Annotated in this window: 12 protein-coding genes; 9 read left to right on the top strand and 3 right to left on the bottom strand. The window is 58.3% G+C overall.

Annotation, left to right across the window (positions count from 1 at the left end):
- Window positions 1–25 precede the first annotated feature (25 nt).
- The 4 genes from ABD796_RS11960 (at window position 26) to ABD796_RS11945 (ending at window position 6663) form a co-directional block, all read left to right on the top strand.
- Complete coding sequence (locus tag ABD796_RS11960) at window positions 26–1534, top strand: ABC transporter substrate-binding protein (protein ID WP_344907899.1); 1509 nt, start codon at window positions 26–28, stop codon at window positions 1532–1534.
- A 27-nt stretch (window positions 1535–1561) separates the two neighbouring features.
- Window positions 1562–3499: a beta-N-acetylhexosaminidase gene (locus ABD796_RS11955; protein ID WP_344907896.1), complete on the top strand. Its 1938-nt coding sequence runs from the start codon at window positions 1562–1564 to the stop codon at window positions 3497–3499.
- Window positions 3500–3596: 97 nt separating this feature from the next.
- The gene (locus ABD796_RS11950; RefSeq protein WP_344907893.1) at window positions 3597–5360 is read left to right on the top strand and encodes a sensor histidine kinase; all 1764 of its coding nucleotides are present in this window, start codon (window positions 3597–3599) and stop codon (window positions 5358–5360) included.
- Window positions 5350–6663 carry a response regulator transcription factor gene (locus ABD796_RS11945; protein ID WP_344907890.1) on the top strand — a complete coding sequence of 438 codons (1314 nt, stop codon included), beginning with the start codon at window positions 5350–5352 and terminating at the stop codon, window positions 6661–6663. The genes ABD796_RS11950 and ABD796_RS11945 overlap by 11 nt, the downstream gene beginning before the upstream one ends.
- A gap of 63 nt (window positions 6664–6726) precedes the next feature.
- Here the strand turns inward: ABD796_RS11945 and ABD796_RS11940 are convergent, their stop codons facing one another.
- A complete protein-coding gene (locus ABD796_RS11940; RefSeq protein WP_344907887.1) occupies window positions 6727–7593 on the bottom strand; it encodes an amidohydrolase family protein in 867 nt (288 codons plus the stop codon).
- Window positions 7594–7839: 246 nt separating this feature from the next.
- Here ABD796_RS11940 and ABD796_RS11935 point away from each other — a divergent pair, with 246 nt between their 5' ends.
- From ABD796_RS11935 to ABD796_RS11920, 4 genes are all read left to right on the top strand, one after another.
- Window positions 7840–8499 carry a nitroreductase family protein gene (locus tag ABD796_RS11935; RefSeq protein WP_344907884.1) on the top strand — a complete coding sequence of 220 codons (660 nt, stop codon included), beginning with the start codon at window positions 7840–7842 and terminating at the stop codon, window positions 8497–8499.
- Between the two features lie 170 nt (window positions 8500–8669).
- Window positions 8670–9410 (top strand): alpha/beta hydrolase, encoded by a 741-nt coding sequence (locus tag ABD796_RS11930; RefSeq protein WP_344907881.1) that lies wholly within the window; start codon window positions 8670–8672, stop codon window positions 9408–9410.
- A 17-nt stretch (window positions 9411–9427) separates the two neighbouring features.
- Window positions 9428–10459: a M42 family metallopeptidase gene (locus ABD796_RS11925; protein WP_344907878.1), complete on the top strand. Its 1032-nt coding sequence runs from the start codon at window positions 9428–9430 to the stop codon at window positions 10457–10459.
- 241 nt (window positions 10460–10700) lie between these two features.
- On the top strand, window positions 10701–11351 hold the full coding sequence (locus ABD796_RS11920; RefSeq protein ID WP_344907875.1) for a GDSL-type esterase/lipase family protein: 651 nt from the start codon (window positions 10701–10703) through the stop codon (window positions 11349–11351).
- Here the strand turns inward: ABD796_RS11920 and ABD796_RS11915 are convergent.
- Window positions 11326–12324 carry an electron transfer flavoprotein subunit alpha/FixB family protein gene (locus tag ABD796_RS11915; RefSeq protein WP_344907872.1) on the bottom strand — a complete coding sequence of 333 codons (999 nt, stop codon included), beginning with the start codon at window positions 12322–12324 and terminating at the stop codon, window positions 11326–11328. The two genes, ABD796_RS11920 and ABD796_RS11915, sit on opposite strands and share 26 nt — an antisense overlap.
- A 31-nt stretch (window positions 12325–12355) precedes the next feature.
- The gene (locus ABD796_RS11910; RefSeq protein WP_344907869.1) at window positions 12356–13132 is read right to left on the bottom strand and encodes an electron transfer flavoprotein subunit beta/FixA family protein; all 777 of its coding nucleotides are present in this window, start codon (window positions 13130–13132) and stop codon (window positions 12356–12358) included.
- A gap of 187 nt (window positions 13133–13319) precedes the next feature.
- On the opposite strand from ABD796_RS11910, the gene ABD796_RS11905 reads away from it, so the two are divergent.
- On the top strand, window positions 13320–15572 hold the full coding sequence (locus tag ABD796_RS11905; RefSeq protein WP_344907866.1) for a (Fe-S)-binding protein: 2253 nt from the start codon (window positions 13320–13322) through the stop codon (window positions 15570–15572).

Raw genomic sequence — 15572 nt, 5'->3', positions numbered from 1 at the left:
AAACAAATCAAGCGGGGAGATGGGCATGATCAGAAGAAAGCGCACGTTCGCATTCATCAGTCTTATTGTCGTCATGGTGCTCGGGGGATGCTCTTCCGGGAGCAAAACGGAGGGCGGCAAGGAAGCCGTCTCCGGATCGGGAGAGATGGGGAAGCCTTACGAGCTTACGATCGCCTACCCGGGCGAAAATCAGAAGGATCTGTCGCTGGTTCAAGACGCGATCAATCAGATCGCTTTGAGAAAAATCAATGCCACCGTCAAGCTGCTGCCGATCTCGTTCAGTGCTTGGGCACAGCAAAAAAACCTGATGATTGCGGGCAACGAGAAGCTCGATCTGATCGTCACGCTCGGGTCCGAATACACCACGGATACCGTAAAAGGCAGCCTGCTGCCGCTGAACGATCTGATTGACAAGCACGGCTCCGATATTAAAAATGCGGTCGGAAAAGCTTACCTCAAAGGCGCCGAAATCAACGGGAAGCTGTACGCGGTTCCAAGCGTCAGGGATTTTGCTGCCGGATCGGGCGTTCTGATGCGCAAGGATCTGGTCGCCAAATACAACATCGACGTATCGTCCATCCGCACGCTGGACGACGTAGGGAAAGTGCTGGATATGATCAAGCAGAAGGAGCCGGGCATTACGCCTTTGGCCAATCTGACCGGCGCTACGCCTGTCTTTTTTCTGGCAAGAGGGGCTGTGGACGGGCTGGGCGATCTGTTCGGAGCGCTTCCCGGGTACGATAACGGGTTGAAGGTCGTGGATTGGTACGAGTCCGACCAATATGCCGGTTACTTGGACACGATGCGGAACTGGTATACGGCCGGTTATTTGTCGAGGGACGTAGCGACCAGCAACGTAAACGCCTACGATTTGTTCCGCTCGAAGCAAGCGTTTGCTTATTTCGCCAGCATGAAGCCGGGCATCGAGAGGCAAGAATCGCTGGCGGCGGGAGTCGAGCTGGTGGCGGCCCGATTGGGCGGGGCTTATACGTCCACGAGCAATATTACGGTTGCGCAATTCGGTATTGCCCGCAACACGAAAAACGCGGATAAAGCGATGCAGTTCCTGAATCTGATGTACGCCGATGCCGATATCGTCAATTTGTTCGATTGGGGAGTGGCCGGGAAGCATTACACCGTGAAACCCGACGGTCTGATCGCCTACCCGGACGGAGTCAGCGCTGCGACAGTCGGCTACAACAATAGCTCGTTCAGCTTTCTGTTCGGTAACCAGACGCTCAGCCATATATGGGAAGGCAATGACCCGGCGCTTTGGGACAAGCTGAAAAATTTCAATAATGAAGCGACGAAGTCCAAGGCGCTCGGGTTTTCGTTCGACACCTCGCCGGTGAAGACGGAGATTGCAGCCCTGATGAATGTGACGTCCCAGTACGCGACCAGCCTGGAAACCGGCTCCGTCGATACCAAGAAGGTGCTCCCGCAATTTATCGAAAAGCTGAAGATAGCCGGCATCGACAAGGTCATTGCCGAGAAGCAAAAGCAGTTGAATGCATGGGCGGCCGCCAAGCCGTAATCCGCAACGAAAAGAGGAGAGATGAATATGATCGATTCTTTATACCTGTATCCCCAACCGCGAGGAGTTTATCGGACGGAGGGGCAAACCTCCTTTAAAAGCCGCGTAAACATTAGCATGGAAACGACCGAAGCTGAAGAGAGTGCAGTGTCGGACGTGCGGGCAGAGGAACGGATCTGTTCCGCGTTGGAGCGGTATACGCAGGATAGCGGCGGCCCGGTGGACGATACGCAGGTCACCGTCCGCCGGCGCCCGGACTTGCATCCGCAAGGGTATCGGCTCGAACTGAGCGGCAACCGGGTCGAGATAACGTACAGCGGGGCAGCGGGACTACACTATGCGGTAATTACCTTTGAACAGCTGCTGCGCCGTTATGGCGGCTCGCTGCCGAATTGCGCCATCGAGGACGAGCCGGATCTGGAGGTCCGGGGGATCATGCTGGATATCGGCCGGAACAAAATTCCCAAGATGGAGACGCTGTACGCCCTGATCGACAAGATGACCGAGTTGAAGCTGAACCATCTTCAACTGTACATGGAAGGGTATTGCTTCGAATACGAGAAGTACAGCGAACTGTTTCCCGAGGAGACGCCGATTACGGCCAAGGAATTCCAGGAACTGGACGCGTACGCCAAGAAGCGGTTCGTCGATCTGGTGCCGAATCAGAATTGCTTCGGTCATATGGCACCTTGGCTGGCGAAGGAAGGGTTCCAAGAGCTGGCCGAGCTTCCCGAAGGGTTTGCGATTACGCCTGCCTGGCATATGCCGGCTTCTACCTTGAATCCGCTGGACCCGCGGTCGATCGAGCTTGTAACGGACTTGTTCGATGAGCTTCTTCCGAACTTCACTTCGTCCTTTGTCAACGTGAATATGGATGAGCCCTTCGAATTGGGTATGGGCAAAAGTAAGGAACGCGCAGCCGAGATTGGTGTCGGCAGCCTGTATATGGAGTTCGCCTCCAAAGTGTTCGATGCAGTTCGCAAGCATGGCAAGAAAACGCTTATGTGGGGCGATATCGTCACCCGGCACCCGGAAGTGATTCCGTCTCTGCCGAAGGACGTAATCGTGCTGGATTGGAATTACGAGGGCGCAAGCTCGTTCGAGAATCATTGCCGGCTGCTGCGGGACAACGGAATCTCATTCTATGTATGTCCCGGAACCAGCTCGTGGACGACGCTGTCCGGGCGGACGGCGAACATGAAGAAGAACATTCTCGATGCGGCGGAGAACGGCCTCAAATACGGCGCAGGCGGACTGATCGTCACCGATTGGGGCGATATGGGCCACTGGCAGTCGCTGCCGGTCAGCTATCCCGGCTATGTGTATGCAGCGGGTGTGAGCTGGCAGGTGGAGGCGAACCGCGAGCACGAGATGGAGACGTATTTGAACGATGCCATTTTTCAGGACCGCAGCGGAGTCATAGGGGCGTTCCTGATGGAGCTGGGCGACTATTACCATCTGGAGCGCAGCACGCTGATGAATATGACGTATACGAATTATGTGCTGACGAGAGGACTGCTTTCGGTCGAGGAGCTGGAGCAGGGGCTAAAGGATCTGATTCAGGTATTCTCGATGATGGGCGGAGTTCAGCTGGAGTACGCCATCGATTATCAATACGAGGCTCTGATCGAATGGCTGGAGCGGATGAGTCTTCGGCTGAAGGAAGTACGTATGTCCGTCGAAGATGCGAATACGGTCGCGGCGGAGCTGGAGAATACGATCCGGCTCATCGAACAGGGGGTCGGTCTCCACCGGTATATGTACCGGATCGGCCTTCAGGACGTAACTGCGGAAAAGGCGTTTTTACAGGAGATTATCGACAAGCTGCGCAAGACGATCGCCGAATACGAGCGATTGTGGCATATGCGCAATCGGGCGGGCGGATTGTTGTCCAGCATGCAGTCGTTCCGTACGCTGCTGAAGCAGTACGAGGACGAGCTGGGTCGGCTGGAGTCCGTCACCTGATCGGTACCGGACGGTAATAAAAGAGGGCTGACCGAAAGGTCAGCTCTCGTGGTATTCTGGAAGCACACCTTAGGCACGGCTGGGAGGCTTCTCTTGGATGGATATTCGGCGTCTGGATTTTGTATCATCCCTCGGCTTTAAACTCATAGGCGGCTTCCTTGTCGTCATAATTCCGCTTTCCGTTCTTCTTATCTACAATAATTTCTATGCCATTCATGTCGTGCGCAACCAGGTCGCGTACACCTATGCGGATTTAACCGCCTTGTACATGAAGCAAGTGGACCAAAGCCTGAGCATCGCGGACGACTACTTGTACGATCTGATCGTGCGCGAGACCGACCTGCTGCTGCTGGACTCCGTTCGGTCCGAGGACGATACGGACTATCATTTTGCAAAGGTACGTTTACTTAACCGGCTATCCTCGGATATTACGAATTACCGGTACCTGGATTCTTTCTTCGTCTATTCCCAAAGCAACGGCGAATATATCAGCTCCCGCAGGCCTTCTGGGAATTTCGAGCGCAGCGAGCTCATCAAGGAGGCGCTGATCGGGCGCATCTCGCACCCGGTCTCATCGGATAACGAGGAATGGCTGACGATGGAGATCGGCGGAACGGATTACATGGTTCGGATCGTCCGGACGGGGAACGTATATGTGGGGGCCTGGATGGGGATCGAGCATTTTGCCGAGCCTTTGCAGCAGATCGATACGGGACGCAACGGCAAAACGTTTTTCGTCAGCGGCGACGGCCGGCCGATCGGGGCGCAATCGTATATTCGCCAGAACGAAATCGACTGGACAAGAGACCGCGATGGGGATACTTTGAAAGGGGCTGACGGGCGGTATTTGTCCATCCGCCGGAAGTCCGAGGAAGGCTCGTTCTACTTGAATGCGCTAGTCCCCGAAAGCCGCGTGCTGGAGAGTCTGCCGCATTTCAAGCAGATCATATCCGGTGTCACGATTTCCTCGATCATTCTGCTTCCCGTCGTCTTCTTCTATTACCGGCGGGTGTTCCTCCTGCCTATCTACAGATTGATTGGCGTGATGAAGAGGGCCCAGGAGGGCTACCTCAACGTCAGAGCGTCGTCCGGCAGCGGAGCGAAGGAATTTCAGATTATGAACAAGGCATTCAACGATATGATGGCGGAGATCGGAGAGCTGAAGATTCACATTTACGAGGAGAAGCTGCGCTTCCAGAATGCAGAGCTGAAACATTTGCAGATGCAAATCAACCCCCATTTTTTCCTGAACGCCCTGAATACCGTTTATTACTTTGCTCAATCTCAAAACTATGAGATGATACGCAAGCTGTCGCTATCATTGATTCAATATTTCCGTTATATGTTTCGCAGCGGCACGCCGTTCGTATCGCTGCGCGAGGAATTCAACCACATTCATCACTATTTGCACATACAGGAAGTGCGATTTCCGCAAAACTTGACGTTTGCGATCTCGGTGGAGGAGGCTGTGGCCGATTGTCTCATTCCGCCGCTGCTCATTCACACCTTCGTGGAAAATACGATCAAGCATGCCGTCGATCTGGACCGTTTTACGCAATTGAGCGTACGGGCACAATCCGACCCGCTCGATCCGGAGGGCATGTGTACGTTAACGGTGCGGGATAACGGCAAAGGCTTCGGGGAAGAAATCCTCCGGCTGCTGCGGACGGACGAGCAATCCGTCAACGATACGGGCGAGGGGATCGGCATCTGGAACACGACGCGGAGGCTGCTCCTCGCTTTCCCGGCAGCGGCGCGGATTTCGTTCGGGAATCATCCGGAGGGAGGAGCGCTCGTTCAGATTTGGTTTCCTCAGAAGCGGCGTACAGAGGACAAGGAGGGGTCCGAGCATGAAATATAGTTTGTTGATCGTAGACGACGAGGTTCATATCGCCCGCGGCATTCGAGCCAGCCTGGACTGGGACTTGCTCGGAATCGGGGAAGTGCTCGAAGCGCAAAGCGCGAACCAAGCCAGGCAAATATTCGGCACGCGTACGGTGGACATTCTGTTATGCGATATCGAGATGCCGCAGGAGAACGGACTGGAGCTGTTGAGCTGGGTTGGCCGGGCACATCCGCACACGGTCTCGATATTGCTGACCTGCCATGCGGATTTTCATTATGCCAAGCAAGCGGTCAAGCTCGGCAGTTTGGACTATTTGCTGAAGCCCGCGGAGGATGGGGAATTGAAGCAAGCGATGGTGAAGGCGGTCGCCCATTTGGCAAAAAGCAAGGCCGCTCTCCACTACAAAGCGATCTATGAGCACTATTATCAACGGTGGCAGAGCCACGAGCCGTCGATAAACGAGCTGTATTGGCGGCGGTTGCTCGCTTCCGGCGACAACGGCATATATGCGCTGCCGCTTGAAGAGGCGGGGAGCGGGCTCGCTACTCGCAATAACCGATTTCTTCCGATCTACATTCAGTTGCGGAACTGGGAACGGCCGTTTTCTTTTCCGGAACGGCAGACGATGGAGTTTGCGATGCGCGATACGGCGGAGCGCATGCTAAGCGCAGCGGGCCATCTCAGCCAGGTCGTGTCGCTGGAGGAGGGCGGCTTGCTCGCTATCGCCGCAGGAGACGGCGAGGCCGATGCGGAGCCGGAGAAATGGCGGGAGGCTTGCCATCAATATATCGAAGCGTGCAGCCAATATTTTTATTGCGAGTTGAACTGCTGCATCGGAGAATACGTGCCGGCAGAGGGCATCAGACAAGCTTTCGAACGGCTGAAAGCGATGGAGAAGGCTAACGCCCATCCTCCCGGCCGCGTGCTCGGACTAAGTGACGATCCACCGGCCGTTCCGGCGGCGGTTCGGACATCGGCCGTTTCCCAGCCGATCATTGAACGGATGAAGCGTTGTATCGCGGAGCAACTGGACCAGCATGTGTCCCGGGAGCAGTTGGGGGAAGCAGCCGGGCTGAATCCCGATTACGCCTCGAAGCTGTTCAAGAAGGAGACGGGAATGTCGGTAACCGATTATACGGCCAAGCTGCGTGTAGATATGGCCCAGCAGATGCTGACGAAAACCGAAATGCCGATCAGCGCGATTGCCGTATCGGTCGGGTTTTCGAATTTTTCTTATTTTGCCAAGGTGTTTAAGAAATGGATGGACAGAAGTCCCCAAGATTTCAGGAAAGAACAACTGAGCGGACGTTCGTCTTAAACAGGGAAGACCTTGAGAACAACCAAGGTCTATCCCAGCGGATGAAATGCCAAGGCAGAGAAATCAGGACAACGGAACAAGCTTCAGGGCGTTGCCCGAATAAATTTTGCCGAGCACGTCGGCGGGCAGGTCGAGCGATTCCAGCACTTCTTGATGCACGTTGTCGAAGTAGTCGCGTCCATACAAGATGCGGTCCTGGAACTCCAGCAGGAACGAGCGGGCGAACTCCGGATCGCGTTTGAATGCGTTTGCGCCCGAACCGGCGGATATGTCGCAGTACAAGTTCGGGTACTTGCGCAGCATCTCGCCGACTTTGCCCCCGGGAGCGACCTTACCGTTCGGGTACGCCGTCTTGTCGTATTGATCGTCTCCAGAGATATGCGCCCAGAATCCGGGAGCGTGGCCGAGGAACGTCGTGTCCGGACAAGCACGGACGGCGCGTTCGAACGAATCGATGCCGCCTCCGTACCACCAGTTCGGACGCGGATAGGCAGAGCCGCTGTCGAATTCGTAGTCGATATGGACGGTAACGGGCAATCCTTTTTTTCCGCAAAAACGGAACAGCCGGATCGCATCGGGATTATCGTACATCATCCGCAGCTTGATTTCCCCATAGACGCGTACCCCGTAGAGCCGGATAGCGTGGTCGAGCTTATCGATCGCATCCGGGCGTCGCGGGTCCGGGGCGTAGCCGAGAATGAACTTGTCGGGATATTGCTCCGCATAAGCTGCACAGCGGCGGAACGAGATCGGTCCGTCCGGCAGCCCCGCGTCCGGAATGTTTTTCTTGTAGGCGGGATTGTACTCGTCATCGGGGCATTCCCAGCTGAGCAGCCAGGTTTTGTCGATACGGTACTGCTTCATGTTGTCCAGGTAGCGGGAGATGTCGTACCCGTACCAATCCGGGTGATTATGGCAATCGATGATCATTGCGCGAAACCTCGCTTTGTAAAGGAATAGGGATCGGTTCTCCAAAACATTGTACAAGTTAAATACAGGTTGGACAATCCCTATGGGCAATATGGCGGAAATTTTAATTTTTTTTCATAAAACTGTGATTGACTCCGAAACAGTTAGGATATATACTGTGCATAGATTTGAACAGTATAACCGTTTCAATGGTTAGCGATCATTATGATTCAGCATAATAAGAAAACACGCACTGGAGGAATTCTCATGTCTACACCAACACCCACAACGACTCAGGCATCGTCGCAAACCGATTTTTTCGCCGTCGCCCACGGGCGCCGCTCGGTAAGAACGTTTGACCCGCAATGGAGCATACCGGAAGAAGAACTCCGCGACATTTTGACCACCGCTACACGGGCGCCTTCCTCTTCGAACATACAGCCTTGGCGGCTGCTGGTGCTGCAGGACGCCGAGCTTAAGCAGAAGTTGCTGCCGATCGCCTTCAACCAACAGCAGGTCGTGGACGCTTCGGCTGTCATCGTCGTGTTGGGGGATATGAAAGGGTATGAGAGGGCGGAGCAGATTTACGGCGCAGCGGTCGCAGCCGGCTTTATGACGGAAGAAGTGAAGCAGAATTTCGCCAAACGTACGGTTCAACTGTATCAATCGCTTCCGGAAGAAAAACGGAGAGGCATCGTACTCACCGATGGCGGGCTGCTGTCGATGCAGTTGATGCTTGCGGCGAAGGCGAAAGGGTACGATACGGTTCCGATGGGCGGATACGATGCTGCAAAATTGATCGAGGAATTCCGTATTCCGGCCGACTACGTGCCGGTTATGCTGATCGCGCTCGGCAAGGCGACGAATGAAGGGCATCCGACAACACGTCTGCCGCTTGAGGACGTTGTGTCCTGGGACCGTTTCTAAGCCAGCCACGGCAAGAACGCGTTAATGCGGATATCGGGAAAAGAAGGAATGGGAGAGGCTCGAAGCGGTCTTCCCGTTCTTTTTTTATGCGTAAAATAAGAATAGCGCGAAATTCGTTCAACTTTTATAATGGAACATGACTGGGATATAAAGAGAGGTTGGTTAACGAAATGGCATTCATTCAATGTAATTTTTCATCCAGAACGCTGCAGGTCGGCGTATCGGTAAACGTGCTGCTGCCGGACCCGAAGCCGGACCAGCCGGAGGACTACAAATATCCGACCGTCTATTTGCTGCATGGGCTGTCGGACGATCATACGGCCTGGATGCGCTGGACGTCGCTCGAGCGTTATGCGCGAAACAAGGAAGTGGCCATCGTCATGCCTGCGGTTAACCGCAGCTTCTATACGGACATGGTGGGCGGATATCCGTATTGGACGTTCGTCAGCGAGGAACTGCTGGACGTCACCCGGGCCATGTTTCCGCTCTCCCGCAAACGCGAAGAGACGTTCGCAGCGGGTTTGTCGATGGGCGGCTACGGCGCGTTCAAGCTGGCGCTGCGCCGTCCGGATCTGTTCGCGGCAGCGGCCAGCCTGTCCGGCGCGCTCGACATCGCGAACAAGCCGAACTGGGGACGGGATTTTGCGTACATATTCGGTGAAGGCAGCACCGTCCCTCCGGAGGACGATCTGCTGAAGCTTGCCGAACAAGTGGCCGCCGGCGAAGGGCCAAAGCCGAAGCTGTTTCAAGCATGCGGCACGGAAGATTTTCTGTACGAGGCCAATCAGGCCTTTTTGCAGCATGCGCGTTCGCTCAAGCTCGATTTGCATTACGAGGAAGGTCCGGGGAACCATAACTGGGAATACTGGGACAAGTATATCGGCCGCGTGCTCGATTGGCTGCCCGTCTGAAAGGAAGCGAGTTCAGAATGAAGATCGATGGCGCGTATATGATGGCGCTTTTGGAGAAGCTGCTGGGTACGCCCAGCCCGTCCGGCTATTGCGGACGCATCGCCGCGCTCGTGGAGCAGGAAGCCGCTGCGCTCGGCTTTGGCACCGAGCGGACGCCCAAAGGCAACATCATCGTGACGGTGCCGGGTCAAAGGGAAGAGACGTTAGGCTTGTCCGCGCATGTAGACACGCTTGGCGGTATGGTCCGGGCGATCAAGCCGAACGGCGCGATCCGGTTCACGCCGGTGGGCGGCTACATGATGCAGTCTGTCGAAAATGAGTATTGCCGCATTCATACGCGCGATGGCCGCGAATACGAAGGGACCGTTCTGCCGGTTAAGCCGTCCGTACACGTATACGGCGACGCCCGGGAGTTGAAGCGCGAGGAATCGTCGATGGAAATTCGCGTCGATGAGCGAGTCGCGTCCAAGGAAGACGTACTTGCGCTGGGCATATCCGTCGGCGACTTTATATCTTGGGAGCCTAGAACAAGGGTGCTGGCCAACGGCTACGTCAAGTCCCGTCATCTCGACGACAAGGCGGGAGTAGCCGCCGTATTCGCCATGCTTAAGGCGCTGCGCGACTCCGGCACGATCCCCGTACGGACGCTGAACGTCGTCATTACCGTTTACGAGGAGGTCGGCCACGGCGCGGCGTACTTGCCTCCGGCCATCCGTGAGCTCATTGCGGTCGATATGGGGGCGATGGGCGACGATCTGAGCTGTACGGAGACGGACGTGTCCATCTGCGCCAAAGATTCCTCCGGTCCATACGACTACGGGATGACGACGAGACTGATCGAGCTGGCGAAGCGCGAGGGTATCGCACATGCCGTCGATATTTATCCGCACTATGGCTCAGACGCTTCGGCGGCGCTAAAGGGCGGCAGCAATATTCGCGCGGCGCTTATCGGCCCGGGCGTGCACGCTTCCCACGGGATGGAGCGGACGCACGAGCTGGCGATCGCCGGTACGGCGGCATTGCTTCTGGCGTACGTGCTGGACTCGTAGCGGTCCGTTTGGAAGCCAATGTACAAAGGGGAATATGCATCAGGCGAGGAGAACAGGAGGGGAGCGGTAGAGATCGCTCCTCTTTTTGTTGTCGCGCGCAAGTCAGCAAAGGCGCGATCATACCGCCGAAGGCGGAAAAAGCAAGCGCCGCCGCGAAAATTAGTCGTAAAACAGGGCCCAATCGGAGAGCGGCTGAATATGCTGATAGCAAAAGGGACGTTTACGATCGGAGGCTGGTTTCATGAAGCGGGAACTCGTTTATTTGGCGTTGGGGGATTCGTTGACGGCGGGCAATGGAGCGCCCCCGGAAAGCAGCTTTGTGAGCCAGTACAGCCGGCTTGCCGAATCGCAGCTGGGCTTGTCCGTGCTGACCGAAAATGCGGGCAAGAGCGGGGCGACGACAACAGAAATTTTGCAGCTTGTTTTAACGGACGAGCAAGTGCGCGACGCGGTCGTTCGATCCGAGTTCATCACGCTCACCGCCGGGGGCAACGACCTGATTCAGGCGGCCAAACGGTTTTTTTTCGATAGCGACAAGCGGCATCTGACGTTGGCTTTGAAGCAGTACCAGCGCAATATGTCGCATATTTTGGACGCCATTCGCGGCTTGAAGGCGGGGAGCGGGGATTACGCCGTGCGGGTGCTCGGGCTGTACAATCCGCTCCCCGAATTCGAGGAAGCCGTCTTCTGGGTTCACAAGTTCAACGAGCATCTGCATGCGCTCCATGCCGGTCCGGTCCACGTCGTCGACGTATACGACTCGTTCCTGGGTAGGGAGGACGATCTGTTGAGCGAGGACCGGTTTCATCCGAATGCGGAAGGCTACCGCCTCATGGCGGAGCGGGTCCATACCCTTGGCTACTTGTTTAACGGGATGCCGGGAGACGCCTGATTTCCTCGGTCAGCAAAGGGACGACCTCGAACAAATCGCCGACGATGCCGTAATCGGCGATTTTGAATATGGGCGCCTCCGGATCTTTGTTGATCGCGACGATGACGCGCGAACCGCTCATGCCCGCTACATGCTGGATCGCCCCGCTGATGCCGCAGGCGATGTACAGCTCGGGCGTCACGACCTTGCCGGTCTGCCCGATCTGCAGCGAATAATCGCAGTAGCCGGCGTCGCAGGCTCCGCGCGAGGCACCCACCGCGCCGTTCAATGCCTCTGCCAGCTCGGCCAGCGGCTTGAAGCCGTCCGCCCCGCGCACGCCCCGCCCGCCGGAGACGATCACCTTCGCCTCGGCGAGATCGGTCTTTCCGGCGGCGCGCTTCATCACCCCGCGCACGACCGTGCGTAAGTCGGGTTTCCCCGCAGTAGCCAGCAGGGCCGCTTCTCCTGCTGCGACGTCGGCGGAAGCGGCACCGGCGCGCGCGAGCGGCGGGAAATTGTTCGGACGAATCGTGACGACCCATGGCGTCTCCGTGAACATGCGTTTCTCGAACGCCTTGCCGGCGTAGATCGGTCGGGTGAAGGCGAACGATTCGCCGTCCGGTTCGATGGCGATGACGTCGGCGATTTGTCCGGCATTCAGCCGGGCGGCCAGCCGCGGGGCGATATCTTTGCCCAGCGCGGTATGGCCGAGCACGATTGCGTCCGGGCGAAGCTGCCCGACCGCCTCGGCCGCGGCCTGCAAAGCCCGTTCGGTATGGGCCGGGCCGATATCGTCGCGCTCCGGCGTATGGACGACGCGGTCCGCTCCGGCGGCCAGCAGCGCCTGCCCGTGCGAATCGGGCGGCCCGGCCAGCAGCGCGGAGACCGTCCCGCTCGCTCCGGCGAGCAGGCGGGCGGCAGCCACCGCCTCCAAGCTCACCTGGCGCAGCACTCCTTCCCGCAGCTCGGCGACGACCAGAATATGTCGGCTCATCGATTGTACCTCCTCGCGCAAGCTTTATCGTTCACAGCAGCTTCGCCTCCTCGCGCAGCGACTTCACGAGCGCGCGGGCCCGTTCGGCCGGACTTCCGCCCTCGATCAGCCGGCCAGCCTGCCGCGGCGCCGGCGGATACAGAGCGGTTGCGCGCGTCAGCGGCGCCAGCTCCGCTGCAGTCAAGCCCAAGTCCTCCGCCGTCAGGCGGGAAAGCGGCTTTTTTTTGGCTTTCATAATGCCCGGCAACGTCGGATATCGCGGTTCGTTCAGCCCTTGCTGCGCAGTAAAACAGGCGGGAAGCGGCGTCTCCACGGAAGCCTCGTCGCCCTCCATATCGCGGACGGCAACGGCGATCCCCGCCGCCTCGTCGGCCTCGATCCGTATTACCGTCGCCACGTGCGGGATATCGAGCAGCTCGGCGACGCGGAGGGCGACTTGGCCGCCGCCGCGGTCGACAGAGACATGTCCGGCGAGCACGATGTCGAACGGCTGCGAACGGATATAGGCGGCCAGCAAGCGGGACAAGACCGCCTCGTCCGCGCCTTCCGGCGGCTCCTCCAGCAGCACCGCTTCGTCCGCTCCCATCGCCAGAGCGGTGCGCAGCGCCTCGGCGCAGCGCTCCGGTCCGACGGAGACGACGACGACGTGTCCGCCATGCCGTTCCCTCAGCCGCAGCGCCTCCTCGACGGCATATTCGTCATACGGGTTAATGACGAACTTCACGCCATCCTCCTCGAAAGCTCCGCCGCGTATCCTCACCTTTTCCTCCGTATCGAACGTCTGCTTCAGCAATGCCACAATACGCATCGGCTATCTCCTTTCTGAGCCGGGACTGGACGGGAATATAGGTATGGGACCAGCCCGGTCGGTAATACAATGCAAGTAACGCGAAATGAAACGTGCCGCAGCCAAGCAGGCGTACTGATGTATATGACGCGGGCGGCGGGAATAAACCGGCGGTCCGGGTGCCGGGCATAAAAAGGAGCGGATCGCCATGGCGGGCTTCGTCGTCAATCTCGTTCTGTTCATCTGCGCGACCGGCTGCGCCATTTGCGGTTTTGCATTGGCGGTCAGCCGCCGCGCTGCATACATCCGCCTCGGACGGACCGAGGAGCGAGCCCGCTTCGACCGCGCCCGGCTGCGCGAATGGGCGGCTCAGACGTTCGGGCACCGCAAGCTGCTGCGCGACCGGAAAAGCGGTTGGATGCATGCGGCGATCTTTTACGGCTTTATCGTCGTTCAATTGGGGGCGCTCGATATTGTGCTGAAAGGCTTGTTCGGCGTTCATATCCCGGTCCCGGCTTACGACTGGTTCGTGCTTTCCCAGGAAGTTGTAGTCGTCGTTATCGTTCTGGCTATCGGCTATGCCGGGTACCGGAGATACGGCGAGAGGCTGAAGCGGTTGAAGCGGGGCTGGAAGCCGAGCCTGGTGCTGTTTTTTATCGGCGGGCTGATGCTTTCGGTGCTGCTCGTATCCGCCTTCGAGCGGATTTGGCGCGGCGAGCCGTTCTCCCTGCTTGCTCCGATCGCTTCGTCTCTCGCGGCCGCCTTCCAAGGCATCGTGGGGCCGGTACTCGGGAAAGCGCTTTATTATGCGTGCTGGTGGGCGCATTTGCTGATCTTGCTCGCTTTTCTCGTCTATGTGCCGCAATCCAAGCATTTTCATCTGATCACGGCCCCGGTCAATCTGGCATTGGCTCGTCAAAGTCCGCCGGGCAAGCTGCGTACGCTCGATCTGGAGGACGAGGACGCCGAGTCGTTCGGCGTCGGTGCCGTGGAGCAATTCACCCGCAAGCAACTGCTCGACCTGTACGCTTGCGTCGAATGCGGGCGCTGCACGAACGTATGCCCGGCGGCTGGAACCGGCAAGCTGCTGTCGCCGATGCACCTGATCGTCAAGCTGCGAGACCATCTGACCGAAAGAGGGGCGGCGATTACGTCGAAGACGCCGTGGATACCGGCGTTCGCCTTTGCCGGCCAGTCCGAAGCCCCGACCGTATTCGACCCGGAAGACGAATCGGTCCGGCAGCGCTGGCAGGGCGAGGGGGTGACGGATATCGGTCCGACGATGGAGTGGCAAAAGCACGGCTGGGGCCGCAGGAGCAGTGCTGCGAACGCGCAGAGGACGGCCGGAGCCGGAACGGAGCGAGACGGGGGTGTCCGGTCTGCTGGCGGTCCGGGGGCGGGCGTGGACGAGACCGATGAGACGGCTCTGATCGGCGGAGTCATTACCGAGGAGGAGCTGTGGGCGTGCACGACATGCCGCAACTGCGAGGATCAGTGTCCGGTCGGCAACGAGCATGTGGATAAAATTATCGACATGCGCCGCTATCTCGTTCTGACCGAAGGCCGACTGCCGGTCGACGGGCAGCGCGCGCTCCAGCAGATCGAGCGGCAGGGCAATCCGTGGGGGATCAGCAGGGCGGATCGGACCGGCTGGCTGGACGAATTGGATGGGGTCCGCGTGCCGACGGTGCGGGAGCAGCCGGATTTCGACTATTTGCTGTTCGTCGGCTCCATGGGCTCTTACGATAATCGGACCCGCAAAGTAACGATCGCCGCCGTCCGGCTGCTCGCCCGGGCCGGCGTTCGCTTCGCCATTCTCGGCAACGAGGAGCGAAGCTCCGGCGACACCGCGCGTCGCATGGGCAACGAGCTGCTGTTCCGGCAATGCTGCGACGACAATATCGCGTTATTCCGCCGGTATAACGTCCGTAAAATCGTGACGGCGTGTCCGCATACTTACAACACGCTGAAAAACGAATACCCCGATTTCGGGCTGGGGGCGGAGGTGGTCCATCATACCGAGCTGCTGGCGCAGCTGCTCCGCGAAGGGAGGCTGGCCCCGCGGCACCCGGTGCGGGAGAGGGCCGTATTCCACGACTCCTGTTATCTTGGCCGGTACAACGGCGCTTACGATCCACCCCGGGCGATATTGCGCGCCATTCCCGGCCTGGAGCTGGCCGAGATGGAGCGGTCGGGCGCCGACGCGATGTGCTGCGGCGCGGGGGGCGGGCTGATGTGGCTGGAGGAGAGGGCGGGCAAACGAATCAACGCGGCCCGGGTGGAACAGGCGTTGGCCGTCGCACCGACGGTGATCGCGAGTGCCTGCCCGTACTGCCTGACCATGATGGAGGACGGCACGAAGCTGCTCGGCGCGGAAGGGCGCACCGGCGCGAAAGATGTTGCGGAGCTGCTTGCCGCGGCCGTATTCGGGCCTGACGGTCCATCCGACGAAGGAGGATGA

Source organism: Paenibacillus hodogayensis (assembly GCF_039536325.1).
Taxonomy (GTDB): domain Bacteria; phylum Bacillota; class Bacilli; order Paenibacillales; family NBRC-103111; genus Paenibacillus_AB; species Paenibacillus_AB hodogayensis.
This window is presented reverse-complemented; position numbering and strand designations above follow the sequence as displayed.

What these genes read in the sequence shown, in the direction of transcription:
- ABD796_RS11945 (WP_344907890.1), top strand. Translation starts at nt 5,350, where the DNA reads ATGAAATATAGTTTGTTGATCGTAGACGACGAGGTTCATATCGCCCGC.
- ABD796_RS11960 (WP_344907899.1), top strand. Translation starts at nt 26, where the DNA reads ATGATCAGAAGAAAGCGCACGTTCGCATTCATCAGTCTTATTGTCGTC.
- ABD796_RS11935 (WP_344907884.1), top strand. Translation starts at nt 7,840, where the DNA reads ATGTCTACACCAACACCCACAACGACTCAGGCATCGTCGCAAACCGAT.
- ABD796_RS11955 (WP_344907896.1), top strand. Translation starts at nt 1,562, where the DNA reads ATGATCGATTCTTTATACCTGTATCCCCAACCGCGAGGAGTTTATCGG.
- ABD796_RS11925 (WP_344907878.1), top strand. Translation starts at nt 9,428, where the DNA reads ATGAAGATCGATGGCGCGTATATGATGGCGCTTTTGGAGAAGCTGCTG.
- ABD796_RS11950 (WP_344907893.1), top strand. Translation starts at nt 3,597, where the DNA reads ATGGATATTCGGCGTCTGGATTTTGTATCATCCCTCGGCTTTAAACTC.
- ABD796_RS11910 (WP_344907869.1), bottom strand. Translation starts at nt 13,132, where the DNA reads ATGCGTATTGTGGCATTGCTGAAGCAGACGTTCGATACGGAGGAAAAG.
- ABD796_RS11915 (WP_344907872.1), bottom strand. Translation starts at nt 12,324, where the DNA reads ATGAGCCGACATATTCTGGTCGTCGCCGAGCTGCGGGAAGGAGTGCTG.
- ABD796_RS11905 (WP_344907866.1), top strand. Translation starts at nt 13,320, where the DNA reads ATGGCGGGCTTCGTCGTCAATCTCGTTCTGTTCATCTGCGCGACCGGC.
- ABD796_RS11940 (WP_344907887.1), bottom strand. Translation starts at nt 7,593, where the DNA reads ATGATCATCGATTGCCATAATCACCCGGATTGGTACGGGTACGACATC.
- ABD796_RS11920 (WP_344907875.1), top strand. Translation starts at nt 10,701, where the DNA reads ATGAAGCGGGAACTCGTTTATTTGGCGTTGGGGGATTCGTTGACGGCG.
- ABD796_RS11930 (WP_344907881.1), top strand. Translation starts at nt 8,670, where the DNA reads ATGGCATTCATTCAATGTAATTTTTCATCCAGAACGCTGCAGGTCGGC.